General features: G+C 72.0%; 21 protein-coding genes and 1 riboswitch. Of the genes, 15 read left to right on the forward strand and 6 right to left on the reverse strand.

What is annotated here, in order from left to right; translation table 11 throughout:
- Nucleotides 1-231 precede the first annotated feature (231 nt).
- The 3 genes from glyA to gcvT form a co-directional block, all read right to left on the reverse strand.
- Nucleotides 232-1491 (reverse strand): serine hydroxymethyltransferase, encoded by a 1260-nt coding sequence (glyA, locus tag ACH4K4_RS21580; RefSeq protein ID WP_398169262.1) that lies wholly within the window; start codon nucleotides 1489-1491, stop codon nucleotides 232-234.
- Nucleotides 1492-1546: 55 nt separating this feature from the next.
- Nucleotides 1547-1921: a glycine cleavage system protein GcvH gene (gene gcvH, locus ACH4K4_RS21585; protein ID WP_398169264.1), complete on the reverse strand. Its 375-nt coding sequence runs from the start codon at nucleotides 1919-1921 to the stop codon at nucleotides 1547-1549.
- 86 nt (nucleotides 1922-2007) lie between these two features.
- The gene (gene gcvT, locus ACH4K4_RS21590) at nucleotides 2008-3135 is read right to left on the reverse strand and encodes a glycine cleavage system aminomethyltransferase GcvT (protein ID WP_398169265.1); all 1128 of its coding nucleotides are present in this window, start codon (nucleotides 3133-3135) and stop codon (nucleotides 2008-2010) included.
- A 140-nt stretch (nucleotides 3136-3275) separates the two neighbouring features.
- Nucleotides 3276-3371: riboswitch (glycine riboswitch) on the reverse strand.
- Between the two features lie 388 nt (nucleotides 3372-3759).
- Between gcvT and ACH4K4_RS21595 the strand changes: the two genes are divergently transcribed.
- Nucleotides 3760-4464 (forward strand): AAA family ATPase, encoded by a 705-nt coding sequence (locus ACH4K4_RS21595; RefSeq protein ID WP_398169267.1) that lies wholly within the window; start codon nucleotides 3760-3762, stop codon nucleotides 4462-4464.
- Nucleotides 4465-4566: 102 nt separating this feature from the next.
- On the opposite strand, the gene ACH4K4_RS21600 is transcribed toward ACH4K4_RS21595, so the two are convergent.
- A complete protein-coding gene (locus tag ACH4K4_RS21600) occupies nucleotides 4567-5379 on the reverse strand; it encodes a hypothetical protein (protein ID WP_398169269.1) in 813 nt (270 codons plus the stop codon).
- Nucleotides 5380-5567: 188 nt separating this feature from the next.
- On the opposite strand from ACH4K4_RS21600, the gene ACH4K4_RS21605 reads away from it, so the two are divergent.
- The 10 genes from ACH4K4_RS21605 (at nucleotide 5568) to ACH4K4_RS21650 (ending at nucleotide 17411) form a co-directional block, all read left to right on the forward strand.
- A complete protein-coding gene (locus ACH4K4_RS21605) occupies nucleotides 5568-6365 on the forward strand; it encodes an enhanced serine sensitivity protein SseB (protein WP_398169612.1) in 798 nt (265 codons plus the stop codon).
- A gap of 163 nt (nucleotides 6366-6528) precedes the next feature.
- The gene (locus tag ACH4K4_RS21610; protein WP_360141136.1) at nucleotides 6529-7329 is read left to right on the forward strand and encodes an enhanced serine sensitivity protein SseB C-terminal domain-containing protein; all 801 of its coding nucleotides are present in this window, start codon (nucleotides 6529-6531) and stop codon (nucleotides 7327-7329) included.
- A 496-nt stretch (nucleotides 7330-7825) separates the two neighbouring features.
- The gene (locus ACH4K4_RS21615; RefSeq protein ID WP_398169271.1) at nucleotides 7826-8824 is read left to right on the forward strand and encodes an ABC transporter permease; all 999 of its coding nucleotides are present in this window, start codon (nucleotides 7826-7828) and stop codon (nucleotides 8822-8824) included.
- A gap of 70 nt (nucleotides 8825-8894) precedes the next feature.
- Nucleotides 8895-10643 (forward strand): ABC transporter substrate-binding protein, encoded by a 1749-nt coding sequence (locus tag ACH4K4_RS21620; protein ID WP_398169273.1) that lies wholly within the window; start codon nucleotides 8895-8897, stop codon nucleotides 10641-10643.
- A gap of 78 nt (nucleotides 10644-10721) precedes the next feature.
- Nucleotides 10722-11732 (forward strand): ABC transporter permease, encoded by a 1011-nt coding sequence (locus ACH4K4_RS21625; RefSeq protein ID WP_398169274.1) that lies wholly within the window; start codon nucleotides 10722-10724, stop codon nucleotides 11730-11732.
- Nucleotides 11729-12901 (forward strand): ABC transporter ATP-binding protein, encoded by a 1173-nt coding sequence (locus ACH4K4_RS21630; protein ID WP_398169276.1) that lies wholly within the window; start codon nucleotides 11729-11731, stop codon nucleotides 12899-12901. The genes ACH4K4_RS21625 and ACH4K4_RS21630 overlap by 4 nt, the downstream gene beginning before the upstream one ends.
- Nucleotides 12898-13995, forward strand: a complete 1098-nt coding sequence (locus ACH4K4_RS21635) for an ABC transporter ATP-binding protein (protein WP_398169278.1) — start codon at nucleotides 12898-12900, stop codon at nucleotides 13993-13995. Before ACH4K4_RS21630 ends, ACH4K4_RS21635 begins: the two co-directional genes overlap by 4 nt.
- Before the next feature lie 130 nt (nucleotides 13996-14125).
- Entirely contained in the window at nucleotides 14126-14920 is a 795-nt protein-coding gene (locus ACH4K4_RS21640) for a class I SAM-dependent methyltransferase (protein WP_398169280.1), read from the forward strand.
- Nucleotides 14921-15029: 109 nt separating this feature from the next.
- Complete coding sequence (locus tag ACH4K4_RS21645) at nucleotides 15030-16433, forward strand: M1 family metallopeptidase (protein WP_398169281.1); 1404 nt, start codon at nucleotides 15030-15032, stop codon at nucleotides 16431-16433.
- 42 nt (nucleotides 16434-16475) lie between these two features.
- Nucleotides 16476-17411: an alpha/beta hydrolase gene (locus ACH4K4_RS21650; RefSeq protein ID WP_398169283.1), complete on the forward strand. Its 936-nt coding sequence runs from the start codon at nucleotides 16476-16478 to the stop codon at nucleotides 17409-17411.
- Nucleotides 17412-17484: 73 nt separating this feature from the next.
- Here the strand turns inward: ACH4K4_RS21650 and ACH4K4_RS21655 are convergent, their stop codons facing one another.
- A complete protein-coding gene (locus tag ACH4K4_RS21655; protein ID WP_398169285.1) occupies nucleotides 17485-17799 on the reverse strand; it encodes a hypothetical protein in 315 nt (104 codons plus the stop codon).
- Between the two features lie 164 nt (nucleotides 17800-17963).
- Here ACH4K4_RS21655 and ACH4K4_RS21660 point away from each other — a divergent pair, with 164 nt between their 5' ends.
- Nucleotides 17964-18281, forward strand: a complete 318-nt coding sequence (locus ACH4K4_RS21660) for a DUF6191 domain-containing protein (RefSeq protein WP_398169287.1) — start codon at nucleotides 17964-17966, stop codon at nucleotides 18279-18281.
- Here the strand turns inward: ACH4K4_RS21660 and ACH4K4_RS21665 are convergent.
- The gene (locus ACH4K4_RS21665) at nucleotides 18278-18895 is read right to left on the reverse strand and encodes a trimeric intracellular cation channel family protein (RefSeq protein ID WP_398169289.1); all 618 of its coding nucleotides are present in this window, start codon (nucleotides 18893-18895) and stop codon (nucleotides 18278-18280) included. The genes ACH4K4_RS21660 and ACH4K4_RS21665 overlap by 4 nt on opposite strands.
- Before the next feature lie 118 nt (nucleotides 18896-19013).
- Between ACH4K4_RS21665 and ACH4K4_RS21670 the strand changes: the two genes are divergently transcribed.
- From ACH4K4_RS21670 to ACH4K4_RS21680, 3 genes are all read left to right on the forward strand, one after another.
- On the forward strand, nucleotides 19014-19871 hold the full coding sequence (locus ACH4K4_RS21670) for a thioesterase family protein (RefSeq protein WP_398169290.1): 858 nt from the start codon (nucleotides 19014-19016) through the stop codon (nucleotides 19869-19871).
- A 63-nt stretch (nucleotides 19872-19934) separates the two neighbouring features.
- Nucleotides 19935-20354, forward strand: a complete 420-nt coding sequence (locus tag ACH4K4_RS21675) for a CU044_2847 family protein (RefSeq protein ID WP_398169292.1) — start codon at nucleotides 19935-19937, stop codon at nucleotides 20352-20354.
- 22 nt (nucleotides 20355-20376) lie between these two features.
- Entirely contained in the window at nucleotides 20377-22623 is a 2247-nt protein-coding gene (locus ACH4K4_RS21680; protein WP_398169293.1) for a trypsin-like peptidase domain-containing protein, read from the forward strand.
- The last annotated feature ends 31 nt before the right edge of the window (nucleotides 22624-22654 follow it).

A 22654-nucleotide genomic window follows, 5' to 3' on the forward strand; every position in this document is an offset into this window, starting at 1 on the left:
GGGGGGGGGGGGGCGGGCGCCCGGGCGGGGGGGGGCGGGCCCGCCGCTGCTGGGGCACAACCCCCCCCACCCGCCCCCTACCCCGGCGCGCCCGGGGGCCCCCCCCCCCGGCCCCCACGGCCTGTTCACCCCTCGGACACCGCGCCGGCGGCGCCTTTCGGGGCGTACTTCGTGAAACGCGTCACACGGCCGCGGCGGCGGGGCGCGCCCCCGGCGGCCGGGTGGCGCGGGTCACAGCGAGGGGTACAGCGGGTGCTTGCCGGCCAGGGCGGTCACCCGGGCCTTGAGCGCGGCGGCGTCGTAGGACGGCTTCAGCGCCTCGGCGATGATGTCGGCGACCTCGCGGAAGTCCTCCGCCTGGAAGCCGCGGGTGGCCAGCGCCGGGGTGCCGATCCGCAGGCCCGAGGTGACCATCGGGGGCCGCGGGTCGTTCGGGACGGCGTTGCGGTTGACCGTGATGCCGACCTCGTGGAGGCGGTCCTCGGCCTGCTGGCCGTCCAGCTCGCTGTGGCGCAGGTCCACCAGGACCAGGTGCACGTCGGTGCCGCCGGACAGTACGGAGACGCCCGCCTCGGTGACGTCGGGCTGCGTCAGGCGCTCGGCGAGGATGCGCGCGCCGTCCAGGGTGCGCTGCTGGCGCTCCGTGAACTCCTCGCTCGCCGCGACCTTGAAGGACACCGCCTTCGCCGCGATCACGTGCTCCAGCGGGCCGCCCTGCTGACCGGGGAAGACCGCCGAGTTGATCTTCTTGGCGAGCTCCTGGGTGGACAGGATCACACCGCCGCGCGGACCGCCGAGGGTCTTGTGTGTGGTGGTGGTCACGACGTGGGCGTGCGGCACCGGGTTCGGGTGCAGCCCGGCCGCGACCAGGCCGGCGAAGTGCGCCATGTCGACCATCAGGTACGCGCCGACCTCGTCGGCGATCCGGCGGAACGCCGCGAAGTCCAGCTGGCGCGGGTACGCCGACCAGCCGGCGACGATCAGCTGCGGGCGGGTCTCCTTGGCCAGGCGCTCGACCTCACCCATGTCGACCAGGCCGGACTCCTCGTCGACGTGGTAGGGCACCACGTTGTAGAGCTTGCCGGAGAAGTTGATCTTCATGCCGTGGGTCAGGTGCCCGCCGTGCGCGAGGTTCAGGCCCATGATCGTGTCGCCCGGCTTGAGCAGCGCGAACATCGCGGCGGCGTTGGCCTGCGCGCCGGAGTGCGGCTGCACGTTCGCGGCCTCGGCGCCGAAGAGCGCCTTGACGCGGTCGACGGCGATCCGCTCGACCACGTCGACGTGCTCGCAGCCGCCGTAGTAGCGGCGGCCCGGGTAGCCCTCGGCGTACTTGTTGGTGAGGACCGAGCCCTGGGCCTCCATGACGGCGGCGGGGGCGAAGTTCTCCGACGCGATCATTTCGAGGGTGGACTGCTGACGGTGGAGCTCGGCGTCGACGGCGGCGGCGACGTCGGGGTCGAGCTCGTGGAGGGAGCTGTTCAGAAGGGACATGACTCTTCCTGGGGTACGCGGGGCGCGGGCCCCGCCAGGCGGCGGGTGGGCGGGCTCAGCCGGTGAAGGCGGTGTACTCGTCGGCCGAGAGCAGGTCGTCCGGCTCGCCGCTGACCTTCACCTTGAACAGCCAGCCGCCCTCGAACGGGGCGGTGTTCACCAGCGAGGGGTCGTTGACGACCTCCTCGTTGATCTCCGTGACCTCGCCGTCGACGGGGGAGTAGAGATCGCTGACGGACTTGGTCGACTCCAGCTCACCGCAGGTCTCGCCCGCCGTGACCGTGGCTCCGACCTCAGGAAGCTGCACGAAGACGACGTCGCCGAGCGCGTTGGCGGCGTGCTCGGTGATGCCGATCACCGAAACGCCCTCCTCGGCGGCCGACAGCCACTCGTGCTCCTTGCTGTAGCGCAGCTGCTGGGGGTTGTTCATGTCTTGATTCTCCTGGATGCGGTGGCGTGCTCGGTGCAAGGGTCTTGACAGATGAGACGGGAGCGCGGCGGGGACGGAGGTACGCGTCACTTCTGGCGCTTGTAGAACGGCAGCGCCACGACCTCGTACGGCTCACGGGTGCCACGGATGTCCACCGCCACTCCCGCGGTGCCGGGCGCGGCGTGCGCGGCGTCCACGTAGGCCATCGCGACGGGCTTGCCGAGAGTGGGGGAGGGGGCACCCGAGGTGACCTCGCCGACGACCGAGCCGTCGGCGGCGACGACCGCGTACCCGGCGCGGGGTACCCGGCGGCCCTCGGCGATCAGCCCCACCAGCTTGCGGGGCGGGGCGGCCGCGGCGCGGTCCCGGGCCGCCTCCAGGGCGGCGCGGCCCACGAAGTCACCGCCGTTCGTCGTCTTCTCGAACTTCACGACGCGGCCCAGGCCCGCGTCGAACGGGGTGGTGTCCGTGGTCAGCTCGTGCCCGTACAGCGGCATGCCCGCCTCCAGGCGCAGCGTGTCCCGGCAGGACAGGCCGCAGGGCACCAGGCCGGCGCCCTTGCCCGCCTCGGTCAGCGCCTCCCAGAGGGCGGGCGCGTCCGCCGGGCGGACGAACAGCTCGAAGCCGTCCTCGCCGGTGTATCCGGTACGGGCGATCAGCGCCGGCACGCCCGCGACGGTGCCGGGCAGCCCGGCGTAGTACTTCAGGCCGTCCAGGTCGGCGTCGGTCAAGCCCTTCAGGATGCCGGGCGACTCGGGGCCCTGGACGGCGAGCAGCGCGTACGCGTCCCGGTCGTCGCGGACCTCGGCGTCGAAGCCGCTCGCGCGCTCGGTGAGGGCGTCCAGCACGACCTGCGCGTTGGAGGCGTTGGCGACGACCAGGTACTCCGTCTCGCCGAGGCGGTAGACGATCAGGTCGTCCAGGATGCCGCCCCCGGCGTCACAGATCATGGTGTAGCGGGCGCGGCCGGCGGCCACGCCGCCGATGTTGCCGACCAGCGCGTAGTCCAGCAGGTCGGCGGCGCGCGGTCCGGTGACGGTGATCTCGCCCATGTGGGAGAGGTCGAAGAGACCGGCGCGGGTGCGGACGGTGACGTGCTCGTCACGCTCGCTGCCGTACCGCAGCGGCATGTCCCAGCCGGCGAAGTCGGTCATGGTCGCGCCGAGGGCGCGGTGGATCGTGTCCAGCGCGGTCCGGCGGGGGGCTTCGGTCATGGTTCTGGCTCCCGGGCATGGGTGACAAGACGGTCTCCCCATCTGTCATCGGAACCTGAGAGGTTCACCGGAAAGCCGTCACCGGTCCGGTTTGCACCTTGGGTGGAGCCACACCACGGCGGCCCGCTTTTCAGATCTGCCTCGCCCGCGCGGTATCGGGGCCTGAGAGATTCAAGGGAGGACTTGCTCCTTCGGCGCCCCGCCGTGACGGCCGGGGACTCTCCCGCGCGGATTCAAGCGGCCGGTATGCAGTTGGCTGAGCGTGGCACCCGTACGGGGACGCACCCGGTGAGGCGCGGCCCGGCACATGGCGCGCACATCATCGCACGGGATCGCCGGATAAAGGAGCCCTGGTCGCACCGGTGTTCGCGGGGAGGTCACGACCATGTCCGGGGTGTGTACGGATCGGGCGGATTCCTTGAACCGTATTACCTTTTCTTGACACTCTGCGGGTAAGGGGACGGATCCATCGGACCGGGAGGGGCGATCACGGTGCACAGGCAAGCCGCATTCGCGACGAGTCCGGGAGGCGCGCCCCCGGGCTGCGTCCCGGAAGCGACCCCGGGCGCCGTCCCCGGGCCCCTGCGGCTGCCGGGCCCCGGCCGCGGGCAGGCCGGACGAACGGTGGACGCGGCCCCGGTGCCGGAAGCGGCCCCGGCGGCCGGCGTCGCCCCGGTGGCCGACGTGGTCGACCTCAGAGACCGGCGCACCGCCCGCGACGTGACCGAGCTGCGCTTCTGCGCGGGCGACCTGGTGGTGGTCTCCGGGCTGCCGGGCAGCGGCAAGAGCACGCTCATGCTCCGGGTGGTGCCCGCCCTCGACGGCCACGGCGCCGTCGTGCACCGCATCGACTCGCAGGACGTACGGGAGCGCTGGGAGCGCGGCCGGCTGCGCCGGCTGCCGTACGCGCTCTACCGGCCGCTGGTCAGGGCGGCCCACTACCTGGGGCTGCGGCGGGCGCTGCGCTCCGGCCGCAGTGTGGTGGTGCACGACTGCGGAACGCTGGCGTGGGTGCGCCGCTGGCTCGCGCGGGAGGCGCGGCGCGGCGGGCGCGGGCTGCATCTGGTGCTGCTGGACGTGCCGCCCGAGGTCGCGCTCTCCGGGCAGCGGTCGCGTGGACGCGGAGTCTCCGGTTACGCCTTCGCCCGGCACCGGCGCGCGGTGCGGCGGCTGATCACCCGGGCGCAGACGGCCCGGCTCCCCGCCGGCTTCAGCTCGGCCGTCCTGCTGGACCGGCGGGCGGCGGGCGCGCTGCGGCGGGTCGGCTTCGGACAGCGGCCGCCGGAAGCCGCGGCCGAGACCGCCGGGCCCGGCGCGGCGTACATCTGACGGGCCGTACGGAACAGCCCCGCACGACCCGTCGGTACCGGTCCTAGCTCTGGGATATCTCCCGCAACTGCGCCTCCTCCGGACGCTCGACGCCGGGCCGATCTAAAGACCCAGGGCCTTGAGGAGCACCGTCGGCAGCGACAGTACCGAGTTGAGCAGCGAGCCTCCGGGCTGCTGGGCCTGGTCGGCGGCGGGCTGCTGCGGCTGTTCGGCAGGCAACTGCTGGTCGGCGGGCCGCGGCTGGTCGGCGGGCTGCTGCCGCGGCGCGTCGGCGGGCGGCTGCGGGTCGCTGGTCGGAGCCTTCGGCTGGGCGGCCGGCTCGTCGTCGGCGTCGGTTTCGGCCGGCTGGGCGGCCGGCTGGGCGACGGGCCGGTTGGCGGGCTGCGCGGCGGGCTGGGCCGCCGGCTGCTGGCGCAGGTCGCCGACCAGCTTGTCGATGCCGAGGCTCTTGAAGACGCTCGTGACCGAGTTGGTGACCGCGTCGGTCAGCTCCCTGGTCGACCGGGCGTTGTCGGTGTTCTCGTCCGGGGCCGGGACCCGGACGCCGGTCAGCTCGTCGAGGTTGATCCGCAGGTTCCGCGACGCCCTGTCCAGCGCGGCGGTGTCGGCGGAGACCGACCGGTCGGAGTCCTTGTTCAGCAGGTCCGCCAGGCGCCGCGCGTCCAGGAGGACGCTGTCCAGGCGGGTGCGGGCCGCTCTGACCTGGACGGAGTGGCCGCGGTCGTCGGCGATCTTCTCGGTCAGTTCGGTGTTGGCGTCGGCCAGCCGGGCGAGGTCGTCGACGATGACGCTGTGGTTCCGGACGGGAGGCTTGGGCTCGTCCGCCGCGGCCGCGGAGCCCGCGACGCCGAGGGCGAGGGCGCCGACGGTGGCCGCGCTGACGAAGGCGGTGGTGGCGGTCCGGTGAGTTGCCATCAGGAGGTGTGCCTTTCTGTAGGAACGGCAGGGCAAGATCACCCTGGGGCTACCTTCGGAGCGGTGTGCACGGTCCGCAACCGCTCGCGTGCGTTCGGTGGTCATCCGGATGCACCCGGGCTCCTTCTCCCTGCTGGCGTTAGGGTCTTCGACCAGGTAAGAGCCTGTACGTGAGCGGGTGGGTGGACATGGACTTTCCGGAGCAGGGCATTCCGCAGCTGGGGTGGCCCGCCAACGAACTGGAGGAGGTGCTCGCCGCTTCGGTGGGGCACCCCGGGGCGGGCGCCCGCATCGTCGAGGTGCTGGGGCGCAGCCGTATATGGGTGCCGCTGCCCAAGGGCGGCGGCCCCGAGAGCGCGGGGATGGGCCGGTCCGGCCTGGACCTGCCCACCGTCGAGATCGACTCGGCCGCGTACGTCCCGGTCTTCAGCTCCGAACAGGAGTTCCAGCGGGTGGCCGGGCCGAACCTGTCCTTCACCATCGCGCCGGCCGCCGAGTTCGCGCGCGGGCTGCCCCCGCTGATCGGCATGGCGGTCAACCCGGACGGCACGGTCGGCGTCCCGCTGCCGCCCGCCGTGGTGGCCGAACTGTGCCGGGCCGGCCGCCCGGACCAGCCGGGGGCGCCGAGCGGCGCCCGGGTCCGGCTGTTCGAACCGGACTGGCAGGAGGAACCGGTGGACTTCCTGGCCGCGGCCGGCCTGGAGTTCTCGGCAGCGGGCTTCGTGGTCACCGCGCGCCGCGCGCTGGCGAGCGTCGAGGGGGACGCGCCCGCGCTGTTCGTCGGCGTGCAGGTGGACGCCGCCGCCGTCGCGCCGCACGACCCGGCCGTACGGGACGCGGTGACCGCGGCCCTCGGGCGGGCCCTCGGCGGGACGCCGCCGGCCTGGCCCGTCCAGCTCGTCATGCTGGACCTCGCCCAGGGCGACCCGGTCGCCGACTGGATGCTGGAGCGGGTCAGGCCCTTCTATACCCGCGACCTCGCGTAGCGGCCCGCGCCCCTCCCGCGCCGCCGGCCTGCCGGGGGCGCCCGCTCCCCGTGACCGCAAGCGACGTGTGCTGATCCGACCGGGGCCCGGACGCAGGCTCTAAGCTGTTGGTGCAACCGGCAGGCGTACCCCACGTGCCTGCCGACAGGAAGGGACGGACCACGTGAGCGCGGGTGCGCATCAGGGAGCGGCTGCCGGGCAGGTCGAGCAGATGCTGCAGCAGGTCTCGCCCGGGCGGTACGACGCCTACGAGGCGTTGCTGCAAGCGCTCGCCGCCGGCCAGGTCTGGATGCTGCTCTGGCACGGCCAGGCCGGTTCGCCCGATGCGCAGTACGGCAACATGGAGGTCGACGGGCTCGGCTACGCACCGTGCGTGACCTCCGCGCCCGAACTCGCCGCCAGTGGCTGGAACCGTGCGCACGAAGTCGTCTACGGCCGGGACATCGCGGCCACCCTCTTCCCCGACCGCTGGGGGCTGTGGCTGAATCCGCACGCCCCCGGCGGCGGTGTGGGCATCCCGTGGCTGGACCTGCGGCGTATCGCGGGCGGCCTGGACCGGCTGCCCGCGGGGCCGCTGCGGATCACCGAACCGGCCATCGAGATCCCCCAGTTCTACGCCCTGCTGGGGCAGAACGCGCACCGCACGCCCGCCGTGCGCTCCCTGCGCCGGGCCTGGGTGCAGCCCGCCCTGGGCGCCCCGTACCTGGCGATCGGCCTGGACCTGTACGACACGGGCCAACCGGCCGTGGACTCGGTGCGGTTGATGATCCAGCAGTCCATCGGCGCGGTGCCGGAGGGGCTGCCCGTCTCGACGGTCGCGATGAACGACGAGTACGACCCGGTCGGTATGTGGATGCGGGCCAACGCGCGCCCCTTCTTCGACCGGGACGCGTACGCCGCCGGCCCGGTGCCCGCGCCCGCCCCCGCGCCGTCGTACGGATACGGCTACCCGCGCCCGTACTGACGTGCCCCCGCGCCCGTACCCCGCCCCGCGGTACCGGCCGGCTGCCTCCGCTCCCTGCCCCACGGCTTCCCGCTGGCTCGAAATGGCCGCTCGTGCCCGTTAGTTGACCCCTGATTCGGGCCGTGTGCCCCGCTCATTCGTGGCTTGTGTCCGCATAACGGAAGCCCGTGGGCCACATCACAGTTGCGCATCCATTCCCGGTCAGGGCTGGTGAGTGATCGCGAATCGGATGAAGACTCCCGCAGCAGAGGGCTCCGGCCCCGTGTACGAGAGTTGCGCCACTCGTCGTCGCGTGATGTTCCGCGACTTCTGCACTACCGGCAACACCTGTAACACCTGCACCTGCAACGCCCGCACTGCATGCACCAGTTGCTCCAGCTGTTCCAGATTTCTTCCAGTTGCTCTAGATGCACCACTCGCACCAGTGATGTGAACCAGGCCGCAGACCGCGGCGCGCATGGGCCGGCCGGCGCCGGCCGAGAGGGGTCAAGGCACCGTGACCGCACCGATCGAGACCACCGGGGCGGCTGCCGAGGCGCAGCCGGAAGCGGTGCTGGCAGGCGTCGAGAGCAAGAAGATCGAGGGGCGTTCGCTCGGCCAGATCGCCTGGCTGCGCTTCCGGCGCGACAAGGTCGCGGTAGCGGGGGCCGTCGTTGTCACCCTGCTCATCGTGATCGCGGCGCTGTCCCGGCCGATCCAGTCCTGGCTGGGCCTGGACCCGAACATCCCGCACCAGGACCTCATCGACACCAACACCACCCTGCCCAAGGGCGACTTCGGCGGCATGAGCTGGGACCACCCGCTCGGCGTCGACCCGAAGTTCGGCCGGGACCTGCTCGCGCGGGTCCTGGAGGGCTCCTGGGTCTCGCTGATCGTCGCGTTCGGCGCGACGCTGCTGTCGGTGGCCATCGGCACCGTGCTCGGCGTGGTGGCCGGGTTCTACAGGGGCCGGGTGGACGCGCTGATCAGCCGGCTGATGGACGTCTTCCTGGCCTTCCCGCTGCTGCTGTTCGCCATCGCCATCTCGGCCTCGCTCCAGGGCGGCGCCTTCGGTCTCGAAGGGCTGCCGCTGCACATCTCGGTCCTGATCTTCGTGATCGGTTTCTTCAACTGGCCGTACATGGGCCGGATCGTGCGGGCCCAGACGCTGTCGCTGCGCGAGCGGGAGTTCGTGGACGCCGCGCGCGGCATGGGCGCCCGCGGCCCGTTCATCCTCTTCCGGGAGCTGCTGCCCAACCTGGTGGGCCCGATCATCGTCTACTCGACGCTGCTGATCCCCTCCAACATCCTCTTCGAGGCGGCGCTGAGCTTCCTGGGCGTCGGCATCCAGCCGCCCCAGGCGTCCTGGGGCGGCATGCTCAACCAGGCGGTCAAGTTCTACGAGGTGGACCCCCAGTACATGCTCGTGCCAGGCCTCGCGATCTTCGTCACCGTGCTCGCGTTCAACCTCCTCGGCGACGGCCTCAGGGACGCGCTCGACCCGCGCAGCCGCTGACGCCCGCCGGCCCGTACGCCCGGCAGGCACCCACCCAAGATTCCGACCAACGAAGGGGAAACCGACCACTATGCGAAGGCCAGTCCCGGTCGCGGCGATCGCGGCCCTCACCAGTGCGGCCCTGTTGCTGTCCGGCTGCAGTGGCAAGAGCAAGGGCGGTGGCTCCGCGGAGGCGAACGCCGCCACCAAGGGCATCGTCAACGCCTCGGACGAGAAGGGCGGCACGCTCACGTACGCGATGAGCGACGCCCCCGAGTCCTTCGACCCGGGCAACACGTACTACGTCTACATCTGGAACTTCAGCCGCCTGTACGCGCGCCCGCTCACCACCTTCAAGCCGGGCCCCGGCGCCAAGGGCAACGTGCTGGCGCCCGACCTAGCGGAGTCGATGGGCAAGTCCAGCGACAACAACACGACCTGGACGTACAAGCTCCGCGCGGGCCTCAAGTACGACGACGGCAAGCCGATCACCTCGAAGGACGTCAAGTACGCCGTCGAGCGCAGCAACTTCTCGCGCGAGGTACTCTCGCTCGGCCCGAACTACTTCCAGACGTACCTCAAGGACAACGAGGGCGGCTACAAGGGCCCGTACAAGGACAAGAACCCGGAGGGCCTGAAGTCCATCGAGACGCCGGACGACCGGACCATCGTCTTCCACCTCAAGCAGCCCTTCGCCGAGTTCGACTACCTGGTCAGCGCCCCGCAGACCGCGCCGGTGCCGCGGGCCAGGGACAAGGGCGCGGACTACACCAAGAACGTCGCCTCGTCCGGCAGTTACAAGTTCGAGTCCTACGAGGAGGGCAAGAAGGTCGTCCTCGTCCGCAACCCCCACTGGTCGGCCGCGACCGACCCGCTGCGCAAGCAGCTGCCGGACAAGATCGTGCTGAACATGAAGGTCGCCCAGTCGACGATCGACAAGGACCTGAAGGCGGGCAACACGCTCGTCGACATGGCCGGGCGCGGCGTGGACTCCCAGACCCAGGCCCAGCTCCTGACGGACAGCAAGGAGAAGGGCAACACCGACAACGCGCTCGGCCAGCGCCTGGCCTACGTGGCGATCAACACCAAGGTCGCGCCGTTCGACAAGCCGGAGTGCCGCAAGGCCGTGCAGTACGCGGTCGACAAGAAGGCCGCGCAGACCGCGCTCGGCGGGCCGGTCCGCGGCGACATCGCCACCACCTTCCTGCCGACCGACCTCGACGGCTACCAGAAGTTCGACCTGTACCCGCAGAAGTACAACGGTGACGCCCTCGACCTGACCGAGGCCAAGAAGCACCGGCAGGCGTGCGGCGCCGGCAACGTGAGCACCACGATCACCGCGCGCAACGACCGGCAGGACGAGGTGGACGCGGCGACCTCGGTGGTCAACTCCCTGAAGAAGATCGGCATCAACGCCAAGATCCAGACGTACCCGAGCGGCAAGTACTTCTCGGACTACGCGGGCGTGCCGGAGTTCACCAAGCGCAACAACGTCGGCCTGATGATGATGCAGTGGGGCTCGGACTACCCGGCCGGCTTCGGCTACCTGAACCAGGTCGTCAACGGCAAGGCGATCCAGAAGTCCGGCAACACCAACCTCTCCGAGCTGGACGACCCCACGATCAACAAGCTGCTGAACGACGCCATCGCCAACAGCGACAAGGCGCAGCGCGAAAAGATCTACGCGGAGATCGACAAGAAGACGATGGAGCAGGCCGTCATCGTCCCGCTGACCTACTTCAAGGTCCTGATGTACCGCTCGCCGAAGGCCACCAACCTGGTCTCCACCTCGGCCTACAGCGGTGAGTACGACTACCTCAACATCGGCGTCAAGAAGTAGCAGCCCCGGAAGGCAGGTGAAGGCATTGGTGTCCGCGGACCGGCCGGGTCCGGTCCGCGGCGCCGACGCCGCAGTCCCGTGTTCTCGTACATCATCCGCAGGTTGATCAGCGCGGTGATTCTGCTGCTGATCGTCAGCGCGGTCACCTTCGGCATCTTCTTCGTGCTGCCGAAACTGGCCGGGCAGACCGCCGACCAGTTGGCCGGGCAGTACATCGGAAAGGCCCCGTCGGCCGCGGACATCGCCGCGGTGAAGAAGAACCTCGGCTTCGACAAGCCGGTCTTCGTACAGTACTGGGACTTCCTCAAGGGCATCTTCGTCGGTGTCGACTACAAGTTCGGCCCCGACGCCGCCACATGCAACGTGCCGTGCTTCGGCTACTCCTTCAAGACCCACATCGAGGTCTGGCCCGAGATCCAGACCAGGCTCCCGGTGACCATCTCGCTGGCCGCGGGCGCGGCCGTGGTGTGGCTGGTCTCCGGCGTCGCCACCGGCGTGCTCTCCGCGCTGCGCCCCGGTTCGGTCTTCGACCGGCTGGCGATGGGCGTCGCCCTGGCCGGCGTCTCGCTGCCCATGTTCTTCACCGGCGCGCTGGCGCTGGCCCTGTTCACCTACCAGTGGCCGATCTTCGAGCGGAGCGACTACGTACCGCTGCTGGAGGACCCGTTCATGTGGGCCCAGACGCTGGTGCTGCCCTGGTTCACCCTGGCCTTCCTCTACTCCGCCCTCTATGCCCGCCTGACCAGAGCGGGCATGCTGGAGACGCTGAGCGAGGACTACATCCGGACCGCGCGCGCCAAGGGCCTGGGCGAGCGCAAGGTCGTGGTGCGCCACGGCCTGCGCGCCGCGCTCACGCCGATCATCACGGTCTTCGGCATGGACGTGGGCCTGCTGCTCGGCGGCGCGCTCATCACCGAACAGGTCTTCTCGCTCAAGGGGGTCGGCGCGTTCGCCGTCGAGGCGATCAACTCCAACGACCTGCCGAACATCCTCGGCGTCACCTTGCTCGCCGCGTTCTTCATCGTCCTGTGCAACCTGGTGGTGGACGTCCTGTACGCCGCCGTCGACCCGCGGGTGAGGCTCTCGTGACCGACTCCCCAGACTCCACCACCGGTCCGGGCGCCCCGGACGCCACCACGGCGGGGCCCGCCCCGGCGGCCGACCCGGCCACGACGGGCGCCGCGGTCGGCGAACCGGCGCCGGCCGGCTCGGGAACACCCACCGCCTTCCTCGAAGTGCGCGACCTGAAGGTGCACTTCCCCACCGACGACGGCATCGTGAAGTCCGTGGACGGCCTCTCCTTCTCCCTGGAGAAGGGCCGCACCCTCGGCATCGTCGGCGAGTCGGGGTCCGGCAAGTCCGTCACCTCGCTCGCCGTGATGGGCCTGCACCGGGCCTCCCGGCAGCAGCGCGGCAAGGTGGACATGTCCGGCGAGATCTGGCTGGACGGCAAGGAGCTGGTCGGCGCCGACCCGGACGACGTGCGCAGGCTGCGCGGCCGCGAGATGGCGATGATCTTCCAGGACCCGCTGTCCGCGCTGCACCCGTACTACACGGTCGGCCAGCAGATCGTGGAGGCGTACCGCGTCCACAACGACGTGGACAAGAAGACCGCGCGCAAGCGGGCGGTCGAGATGCTGGACCGGGTGGGCATCCCGCAGCCCGACAAGCGGGTGGACGACCACCCGCACCAGTTCTCCGGCGGCATGCGCCAGCGCGCGATGATCGCCATGGCGCTGGTCAACAACCCCGAGCTGCTGATCGCGGACGAGCCGACCACCGCGCTGGACGTGACGGTGCAGGCGCAGATCCTCGACCTGATCCGCGACCTTCAGAAGGAGTTCGGTTCCGCGGTCGTCATCATCACCCACGACCTGGGCGTGGTGGCCGAGCTGGCGGACCAGCTGCTGGTGATGTACGGCGGCCGGTGCGTGGAGCGCGGCCCGGCGGAGAAGGTGTTCTACGAGCCGCGGCACCCGTACACCTGGGGCCTTCTGGGGTCGATGCCGCGCATCGACCGGGAGCAGACCGAGCGCCTGATCCCCGTCAAGGGATCGCCGCCCAGCCTGATCAACATCCCCTCCGGCTGTGCCTTCAACCCCCGTTGCCCGTACGCGGACATCCCCAAGGACGACGTCACCCGCACCGTCCGCCCCGAACTGCGCGAGGCCGGCGGCGGCGGACACTTCTCCGCGTGCCACATGGCGCAGGAGGAGCGGGAGCGGATCTGGACCGAAGAGATTGCGCCGAAGCTGTGACCGAGACAGACGAGACCGGCGTCGCCGCCGGCACGACGGACGAGAGCACCGCCGACGCCGCGCCGCTGCTGAAGGTGCGCGGCCTGGTGCGGCACTTCCCGATCACCAAGGGCCTGCTCAAGCGGCAGGTGGGCGCGGTGCAGGCGGTCGACGGCATCGACTTCGACGTACGGCAGGGGGAGACCCTGGGCGTGGTCGGCGAGTCCGGCTGCGGCAAGTCGACGATGGGCCGGCTGATCACGCGGCTGGACGAGCCCACCGGCGGCAGCATCGAGTTCGAGGGGCGGGACATCACCCACCTGTCGGCGGGCAAGCTGCGGCCGATGCGCCGCGACGTCCAGATGATCTTCCAGGACCCGTACGGATCACTGAACCCGCGGCACACCATCGGCGGCATCGTCGGCACCCCCTTCCGCCTCCAGGGCGTCGAGCCCGAGGGCGGGGTGAAGAAGGAGGTGCAGCGGCTGCTGGAGCTGGTGGGGCTGAGCCCGGAGCACTACAACCGCTATCCGCACGAGTTCTCCGGCGGGCAGCGGCAGCGCATCGGCATCGCACGGGCGCTGGCGCTCAGGCCCAAGCTGGTCGTCGCCGACGAGCCGGTCTCCGCGCTGGACGTCTCCATCCAGGCGCAGGTCGTCAACCTCATGGACGACCTCCAGGAGGAGCTGGGCCTGACCTACGTCATCATCGCGCACGACCTGTCCGTCATCCGGCACGTCTCGGACCGGATCGCGGTGATGTACCTCGGCAAGATCGTGGAGCTGGCCGACCGAAAGCCGCTGTACGAGGCGCCGATGCACCCGTACACCAAGGCGCTGCTGTCCGCCGTGCCGGTGCCCGACCCCAAGCGGCGCACCCAGCGCGACCGCATCCTGCTCAAGGGCGACGTGCCCTCGCCGATCGACCCGCCCTCCGGCTGCCGGTTCCGCACCCGCTGCTGGAAGGCGACCGAGGTGTGCGCGACCACCGAACCGCCGCTGGTGTCCCTGCGCACCGGCCACAAGGTGGCCTGCCACCACCCGGAGAACGCGCCGGAGAACGCGCCGGAGAGCGCCACGGCGCGAACGCCGGACGCCAAGGGGAGCGAAGGCTGAACCCGGAGGCCGGCCAGGGGCGGTGAGGTCCGGGGGCCGGTGCGCGGAGGGGAACACCACCCGCGCGCCGGCCCTCCGGCGTCCGCTGCCACCCCTTGACCGGCCGGTGGTGCCGACCAAAGATTCGGGCATGACCACTGATCACGCGCTCACCGCCTACGAGGCGGTCGCGGCGGACTACGACACCATCGTGGAAGACCCGTACCTGCTGCGCTGGGTCACCTTCTACCGCAAACTTGTCGAGCGGTACGGCTCGGGCGGCACCCGGCTGCTGGACGCGGGCTGCGGCACCGGCCGCGGCACCCTCGCCCTGCGGGACCGCCTCGGGTACACGGTGACCGGCTGCGACCTGTCGCCGCCGATGATCGAGGTCGCGCGCGCCAAGCCGGAGGCGGCGGGCGTCCCGTTCGTCGTCGCCGACCTGCGGGACATGCCGGACCTCGGCTCCTTCGACGTCGTCACGTGCATGGGCGAGCCGCTGAGCTACCTGGCCGACGGCACCGAGCTGGCGGCCGCCTTCGCGGGGCTGGGGCGGCAGCTGGCGGACGGCGGCATCGTCGTCTTCGACATGACCACGCTGGGCAGCTTCCGGCGCGACTACGCGGTGACCAGGGTCGTGGACCGGGACGGGCGGTTGGACGTGTGGCGGGGCGGGCCCGTGCCCGTGGAACCCGACACGGTCGTCGACGTCACCCACGACTACTTCGCGCGCACCGGCGACGACACCTGGCGGCGGGTCTCCTCCCGCCACCTCTACCGCCACCACTCCGACGCCACGGTCCGCCGCGAGCTGGCGGCCGCGGGCCTGCGGCTGGTCGCCGCGCACGGCGTCGAGGGCCGCAAGCTGACCGATTCCGCCGACGAGGACGCCTGCCGCAAGATCCTGTACGTGGCCGCGCAGCAGACCGGCGGAGGCGCCAACTGATCGGCAAAGCATGACAAGTTGGCAAAGTGCCGAGTGAAATCCGACAAGAGAGTGCAGAGTCGGCGCGGTTGTGTACCGGACGACATCCGTGTGTTCGAAGGGACGGCTCATGGCACTCTCCCGTTCAGCACGTCGCTCCGCCCGGCTGCTCCCCCTCGCGACGGCGGCGGCCGCCGCCTTCTCCCTCGCCGCCGCCCCCGCCGCCGCACCGGGCGCCCCGGGCGTCGGCGACCCGTACTTCCCCAACCTCGGCAACGGCGGCTTCGACGCCCTGCACTACGACCTCGGCGTCAGCTACGAGCCCGCCACCGGCCGCCTCGACGGCCGTACGGAACTGACCGCGCGTGCCACCCAGGACCTCGGCTCCTTCCACCTCGACCTCCAGAAGCTGGAGGTCACCGCGATCGAGGTGGACGGCAGACGCGCGAAGTTCACCCGCTCCGGCGACGAGATCACCGTCACGCCCAAGCGGCCGCTGGAAGAGGGGGAACGATTCACCGTCGAAGTGGTCTACGGAGGCGTGCCGCTGCCGCTCGGCGGGCCCATCGTCTTCGGCTCGGACTACGGCTGGATGAAGACCGAGGACGGCGTCTTCGTCGCCTGCGAACCCAACGCCGCCTCCACCTGGTTCCCCTCCAGCGACCACCCCGGCGACAAGGCCACGTACGACATCCGCATCGACGCGCCCGAAGGGCTGACCGGCGTCTCCAACGGCCGGCTGGTCCACAGCCACGACGCGGACGGCCGCTCCTCCTTCCACTGGCGCGAGCGCAAGCCCATGGCGACCTACCTCGCCACCGCCACGATCGGGAAGTTCGACGTCCGCACGGGCACCACCCCCGGCGGCGTCCCGATCTACGTCGCCACCGACCCGACGCTGCCCACCGGCACCGTCGACGTCTACGGCATCACCGCCGCCACCACCGACTACTTCTCCCGGATCTTCGGCCCGTACCCCTTCGAGGAGACCGGCGCGATCGTCGACGACATGCCGCAGGCGGGCTTCTCCCTGGAGACCCAGACCAAGCCGGTCTACTCGGCCGTCCGCAACGAGACGACCATCGCCCACGAGGTCGCCCACCAGTGGTTCGGCGACTCCGTCACGCCCCGCGACTGGCGGCACATCTGGCTGAACGAAGGTTTCGCCTCGTACGCGCAGTGGCTGTGGGACGAGCACAAGGGCACCAGGACCGCGGCCCAGGCCTTCCGCGCGGCGTACGCGGCCCGGCCCGCCGAGTCCGGCTTCTGGAAGGTGCGGATCGGCGACCCGCAGCGGGACACGATGTTCGCGCAGGCCGTCTACACGCGGGGCGCGATGACGCTCCAGGTGCTGCGCGAGCGGATCGGCGACCGCGCGTTCTTCGAGCTGCTGCCCGCGTGGACGAAGCGGCACCGCTACGGCAACGCGGACACCCGGCAGTTCGTCGCCCTGGCCGAGAAGATCTCCGGACAGCGGCTCGGCGACCTCTTCCACACCTGGCTCGACACGACCGGCAAGCCGGCGCTGCCCTGACGCGCGGGCGGGCCGCGCCCCCTGCGATGGCTGGGCCGGGTCGTGCTGATCGCGCTGTGCCAGCTCACCGCCATCTGCGTCGTCGCGGTCGCCATCAACAACAGCTACGGCCTCTACGCCTCCTGGGACGACCTGCTCGGTACCGAACAGGACGCGGTCGCGATGCCGGGACCACCGGTCGGGCGCGCCAAGTTCAACGACGGCCCGAACGGCGTCAAGGACACGTATTTCCGCGGCGCGCGGTCCCGGCTCTCCGGCCAGGTGATGGTCTGGACTCCGCCCCAGTACGACGACCCCGCGTACCGCAAGACCCGGTTCCCGGTGGTGATGCTGCTGCACGGCGTCCCCGGCTCGCCGCAGTCCTGGCTCGAACAGGGCGGCATGCCCGGCAGGCTCCAGCAACTCGTCGAGGGCGGCGCGGCGCACCCCTTCATCCTCGCCATGCCCGTCGTCAACCCGGGCAGCGTCGACACGGACTGCACCGACGTTCCGAACCACAAGACCGCCACCTGGCTCGCCAATGACGTCACGGACCTGGTCAGCCACCACTTCCGCACCGCCCCAGGGCCGAAGAACTGGGGCCTGCTGGGCTTCTCCACGGGCGGCTACTGCGCGGCCAAGCTGCCGTTGCAGTACCCGAAGACGTTCGGCGCCGGCGTGGCCTTCGACCCCGACCCGCTGACCGGCGACCCGGACGTGCTCACCGATCCGGCGCTGCGGCAGCGCAACAGCCCGCAGTGGCTGGTCCGGCACGCCAAGGCGGACGTCGGGCTGTTCCTGGCCACCTCGGCACAGGACCGGATCAGCCCGCCCGCCAACATCGAGCGCTTCAAGAAGGCGGCGGAGGGCACCAAGACCCGGGTCAGGACGCTGGTACTGCCGACCGGCGGCCACAACTACGGCACCTGGACGCGGATGTACCCGGCGGCCTTCGGCTGGCTGAGCGGGGAACTGGAGGCGCCGCGGCCGGCGGCGTAGCGCGGGGCCTGGTGTGCCGTCCGGCGCGTCCGGGCGAGCCCCGGGCCGCACCGCTTGCGCGGCCGCGCCGCCGTCAAAGCGGAGGCGTCTGTTCTGGTCCGCCGCGACCGGTGCGGCGTATGCGCACCGTGCCGGCGTCCAGGTCCACCCGCACGGGCGGGTCCTGGGCCGGCCTCACGTTCTTGCGCACGCGTTCCTGCTCCATGGCGCGCTTGACGGCCTGGGCCCCGGGGGAGCCCTCCTGGACCAGGTCGGCACCGATGGACGACAGGCGCTTGGTCCTACGCCAGTAGATCCAGCCCCGGGCCTCCATCGCCAGCAGAACACGGTCCGCCAGGAACACCGCGGGGATCACCGGCAGGACCAGGAACGGTAAGAACGCACTCATGGGCAGGAGACTACTTCGCCGGTCCCGCGCGCGGCGCCTCCGCCGCATGGGGGAGGCGGCTCCTCCTCCGGTCTGATCCCCGCGCGCCGCGGACCCGGAACAGTGGTCCCCATGGCGATCAGCGGGACACGTGCGACTGCGGTGGGGACGGCGGGGGGCCGCCCATGACGGCCTGGCTCATGTCGTTCCCGGCTTTCGCGTGTCTGCTGGCCTTGTTCGCCCTGGTGGAGAGCGTATGGCGGTGGGTCACGGGGCTGGGCCTGGTCCCGTGGCTGCGCAGGCGCACGGGACCTTCGTTGTCGAGCATCGCCTTCGACGAGTTCACGGCGGTGGTGAACGGGAACAAGGCGGCGGAGCTGGAGCAGCGGCGGGTGGAGCTGCTGCGGCGGGACGACGAGAGCGACGGCGCGCCGCCCCGTTCCCGTATCGACCTGACCGGTGGCACGGCGTTCATCGTGGTGCCGGAGGAGGACCCCCGCTAACCCCGCGGTTTGAGCTGCTGCGGACGCGGCAGGTGGAAACCGAAGTAGACCGCCGCCATCCGGAGCGCGAAGACCAGCCCGGCGCTGACCACGGCGGCGATGTCGGCGCGCACATGGAGGTGGTGCAGGCCCAGGTAGGAGGCGGCGCCGGCGAGCGCCGCGATGGCGTAGACGTCCTCGCGCAGCAGCAGCGGCGGGAACTCGCCGCACAGTACGTCGCGGATGACCTCGCCCACCACGCCGCTCATCACCGCGAGGATGATCACCGCCAGCGGTGTGGCGCCCGCGGCGATGGCGGCGCGGGCGGCGATGACGGTGACGACGGCCAGCCCGACCGCGTCGACGACCAGCAGCGACTTGCGGGGCAGCTGCCAGTACCGCAGGTAGACGATGGTGCTCACGCTGACGCAGATGATCAGCGTGAGCAGGACCCAGTCGTGGGTCCAGTAGAGCGGGTGGTCGTCCAGGATCAGGCCGCGCAGGGTGCCGCCGGCGGTGGCCGCGGCGAACGCGAGCACCAGGCCGCCGAACGGGTCCATGTTGGCGCGGTACGCGGCCAGCACGCCGCTCGCGGCGAAGGCGGAGACGCCGACCAGGTAGAGCACGTGAAGCATGGGCCTATGATCTCAGGCCACCGGCCCCCACCAGGCCCGTCGCGGCCCCGGCCGGGCGCGGACGGTGGAAGGAAAAAGGGTCTACCGGTCAGTAACAAATGCATGTAGCGTGCCGCGCATGGCACAGGTGACCATAGGTAACAGCGAATTCGACCGCGATACGGCGGTCGTCCGCCGCGCCGCGGGGCACTACGAGGCGGACCTCTCCGCCGGGTGGACGATCATCAACGCGGTCAACGGCGGCTACCTGCTCGCCCTGGTGGGCCGGGCCCTGGGCGACGCCCTCCCGCACCCGCACCCCTTCTCGGTCACCGCGCACTACGTGACCGCCTCCGTCCCGGGGCCCGCCGTCATCCGCACCGAGGTCGTACGGACCGGCCGCACCATGTCCACCGGCTCCGCCACCCTCGTGCAGTTCGCCGAGGACGGCAGCGAGGTCGAGCGGCTGCGGGTGCTCGCCGCGTACGGCGACCTCGACGCGCTCGGCGACGACGTCCGCACCACCGCCAAGCCGCCGGCCATCCCGCCGTACGAACACTGCCTGGGTACGGACGACGCGCCCGAAGGGCAGCCCACCATCCCCGGCAGCACCGCCATCGCCGGCCGCCTCGCCATCCGGCTGGACCCGGCGACGTGCGGCTGGGCCGTCGGCGCGCCCTCCGGCAACGGCGAGATGCGCGGCTGGTTCGGCCTCGCCGACGGCCGCGACGCCGATCCGCTCTCCTTGCTGCTGACGGTCGACGCCATGCCGCCCACCGCCTTCGAGCTCGGCCTCAGGGGCTGGGTCCCCACCGTCGAGCTGACCACCCACATCCGCTGCCGCCCGGCCCCCGGGCCGCTGCGCGTCGCCGTGACCACCCGCAACCTGGCGGGCGGCTTCCTGGAGGAGGACGCGGAGGTCTGGGACAGCGAGGACCGGCTCGTGGCCCAGTCGCGGCAACTGGCCCGCGCGCCGCGGGCGGCTGACGCGGCGTGAATTGCGGGTGCCAAAAGGGGAGCGGCAGCCCCCGTGACGTGCCAGACTGATCACATGGGGGACATGCCACTGAGCACTGACGAAGGCACCGTCGTCTGGCTGCACTTGGCTCCGGTCGACGCGGACGGGCGGAGCAGCGCAACGCTGCCCGTGGGCGAGCCCGCCGACAAGGACGCCGGCGACGCCGCACTGGAGCTGCCGGACGGCTACGGCCACGCGCGTCCTGTCAGCGTGGACGGCCGGGTCGCGCGGGCGCTGACCCGGGGCGGCGAGACACTGGAGGGCGCGCTGCGGCCGCTGGGCACCGTGCTGGGCGGCATCCACCGCTCGCTCGCCGCCGGCGACCACCGGCCCGACGAGGTCACGGTGGAGTTCGGGGTCACCCTCGGCTCGGACCTGAGCCTGGGGGTCTTCTCCGGCAACGGCGAGGCCAGCTTCAAGGTCTCCGCCACCTGGAACCTCGGCAGCGGCAGTACGACCTGAGGACGGCATGGTGGTGTCCGGCGTGGATCAGCCGCTGTACCGCTCCTTCGTCTCCGTGCGGGACGCCGGACGGGCGGTCGGCGCGGGCGTCCTGATCGCCGACGATGCCATCCTGACCTGCGCGCACGTCGTCAACAGCGCGTTAGGCCGCGCCCGTTACGACCAGACGCCGCCCGGCCCGGCGCGCACGGTCCGCGTCCGGCTGCCGCACGTCGCGCCCGATCGCGACCTGGCCGCGCGGGTGGACCCGGCGCTGTGGAGCCCGCCGCGCGCGACGGCGGCCGAAGGCAGCGGCCCCGTGCCGCCCGGCGCGCTGCCCTACCACGGCGACCTGGCCGTGCTCCGGCTGCCGGCGCCGGCCCCGCCCGGCGCCGAACCGGCCCCCTTCCTCCAGCACGCCTACGGCAACGAGGTCATCGCCCTGTGGGCCAGCGGCCATCCGCTGCCGACCGTGCGCGCGGTGCCCCGGGTCTCGGCGCCGCCCTGGATCGCGCTGGACGTGGTGGGCGGCACCGAGGTCAGGGAGGGGTTCAGCGGCGGGCCGCTGTGGGACCGCGAACGGCAGGCCGTCGTCGGCATCGTCGTCGCCGACCTGCAGACCGCCGCCGGCGCCCGGCCCGCGGGCGCGGCCCCCGCCACCACGATGTACGCGATCAGCGTCCCGGCGGTCGAGGCCGGACTGCCCGGGCTGCCGCCGCCCGTGGTGCCCGCCGCCCGGCGCGGCGTCCAGCAACTGCTGGCCGCCCTGGAGGCCGTTCTGACCGGCCCGGAGGCGGTGCGCGCCTGCGAGGAACTGCTCGCCTCCCGGCTGCGGCGGCGGCCCCTGGGCCCCGGCGCCGACCTCGACCGGCTGGTCGGCCTGGCCGTCGGCGTCCGGCGCGGCGTACCCGAACTGCTCCAGGCCGTACGCGAATACGCTCCCGCGGCCGGCGGGCCCCAGTGGGAACGGCTGCGCAGGGCGGCCCGCGCCGTCAGCCCCGGTGAATGCCTGACCCTCGGCCAGCGGCGCGGCCTGGCCGGGCTGCTGGCGCACTGCGGCCGCACGGACCCGCAGGAACTGCTCACCGTGATCCTGCCGCACGCCATCGAGCTGCCCGCGGTCACCGGCCTGGCCGACGCGGTGGACATCCTGGAGGGCTTCGAGGCGCACGGCTCCCAGCCCATGCCGCCGCTGCTGCAAGGCGTGGTGCGCATCGGCGTCGACGAGGCCGAGGCGGACACGGACCCGGCCGAGGACCTGGCGGCCTGGGCCGAGCGGGCCGCCGGGTGGCTGGGCGTGGACGTGGCCGCCGTACGCCAGTACGCGGCGGACGTGCGGGGCTACCGCGCGGAACGGGCGCGGGCCGCGGCGGCGGAGCGGCGGGCGGCCGCCGGCGGCCACCACACGGCGCACCCGGGCGGCGCGCACGCGGGCGGCTGGGCCGGGGTCCGGGGCGCCGCGGTGACCGTGGCCGCCTCGCCGGACGGCGCCCGGCCGCCGGGCGGCGCGGGCCTGTCCCGGGTGCCGCGCGTCCAGGTGGAGCTGCTGCCCACCGCCACCGGCCAGCACTACACGTACCAGGTCTGGGCCTGGAGCGGCGGCGAAGCGCCGCACCAGCTCGTGCTGGCCCAGGACGCGGAGGTCACCAGCGAACAGGTCGTGGACGACATCCACCGCGTCCTGGTCAACGAGATCCGGGAGGACCCCGAGCCCGCGCTCGTGGAGTTCTTCCTGCCCGCCGCCTGGCTCGGCCTGCCGGTGGACCGCTGGGAGTCCTTCGACAGCGACGAGGACGGGCCCTTCGAACTGGGCTTCACCCGCCGGGTGGTGATCCGCACCGCCCGGCGCTCCCGCGAGAGCTACGCCGGGTGGAAGCGGCGCACCGCCGCGCTGGACGGCGCCCGCAGCCTCGTCCTGGACCACGGCTGCACCGACCGCAAGGTCGCCCGCGCCCGGCTGGAGATGCAGCCCGAGGTGGGCACGGTGATCGTGTGCTGCGAGCCGCGCCACCACGGGGTGCTGCTGCGCCAGTGCGTCCAGGCCGGCGTCCACACGGTCCTGTGGCACCGCGAGGACCACGGCGAGGGCATCGCCGCGGGACTGCTCGAACTGGTCGAGGGCGGGCACCACACACAGCTCCCCGAGACGGTACGGCTGGAACGGGCCAAGGCGGTGGCCGAGGTGTCGTGCACCAGCCACCGGGGGCGGCAGCTCTCCCTGATGTACGACGCGCCCGACCACCGGCCTCCGCAACTGGCCCCCGACGCTTGGGTACTGACCCAGCCATGACGCGGCAAGCGAGCACGCACGAAGGAGAACG

Origin of the sequence: Streptomyces sp. NPDC017529 (assembly GCF_044329785.1) — a bacterium.
In the GTDB taxonomy this organism is placed as follows: Bacteria; Actinomycetota; Actinomycetes; order Streptomycetales; family Streptomycetaceae; genus Streptomyces.

Coding starts and splice junctions, on each gene's coding strand:
- ACH4K4_RS21670 (WP_398169290.1), top strand. CDS start 19,014: ATGGCACAGGTGACCATAGGTAACAGCGAATTCGACCGCGATACGGCG.
- ACH4K4_RS21645 (WP_398169281.1), top strand. CDS start 15,030: ATGGCACTCTCCCGTTCAGCACGTCGCTCCGCCCGGCTGCTCCCCCTC.
- glyA (WP_398169262.1), bottom strand. CDS start 1,491: ATGTCCCTTCTGAACAGCTCCCTCCACGAGCTCGACCCCGACGTCGCC.
- gcvT (WP_398169265.1), bottom strand. CDS start 3,135: ATGACCGAAGCCCCCCGCCGGACCGCGCTGGACACGATCCACCGCGCC.
- ACH4K4_RS21655 (WP_398169285.1), bottom strand. CDS start 17,799: ATGAGTGCGTTCTTACCGTTCCTGGTCCTGCCGGTGATCCCCGCGGTG.
- ACH4K4_RS21620 (WP_398169273.1), top strand. CDS start 8,895: ATGCGAAGGCCAGTCCCGGTCGCGGCGATCGCGGCCCTCACCAGTGCG.
- gcvH (WP_398169264.1), bottom strand. CDS start 1,921: ATGAACAACCCCCAGCAGCTGCGCTACAGCAAGGAGCACGAGTGGCTG.
- ACH4K4_RS21660 (WP_398169287.1), top strand. CDS start 17,964: ATGACGGCCTGGCTCATGTCGTTCCCGGCTTTCGCGTGTCTGCTGGCC.
- ACH4K4_RS21640 (WP_398169280.1), top strand. CDS start 14,126: ATGACCACTGATCACGCGCTCACCGCCTACGAGGCGGTCGCGGCGGAC.
- ACH4K4_RS21665 (WP_398169289.1), bottom strand. CDS start 18,895: ATGCTTCACGTGCTCTACCTGGTCGGCGTCTCCGCCTTCGCCGCGAGC.
- ACH4K4_RS21605 (WP_398169612.1), top strand. CDS start 5,568: ATGGACTTTCCGGAGCAGGGCATTCCGCAGCTGGGGTGGCCCGCCAAC.
- ACH4K4_RS21675 (WP_398169292.1), top strand. CDS start 19,935: ATGCCACTGAGCACTGACGAAGGCACCGTCGTCTGGCTGCACTTGGCT.
- ACH4K4_RS21600 (WP_398169269.1), bottom strand. CDS start 5,379: ATGGCAACTCACCGGACCGCCACCACCGCCTTCGTCAGCGCGGCCACC.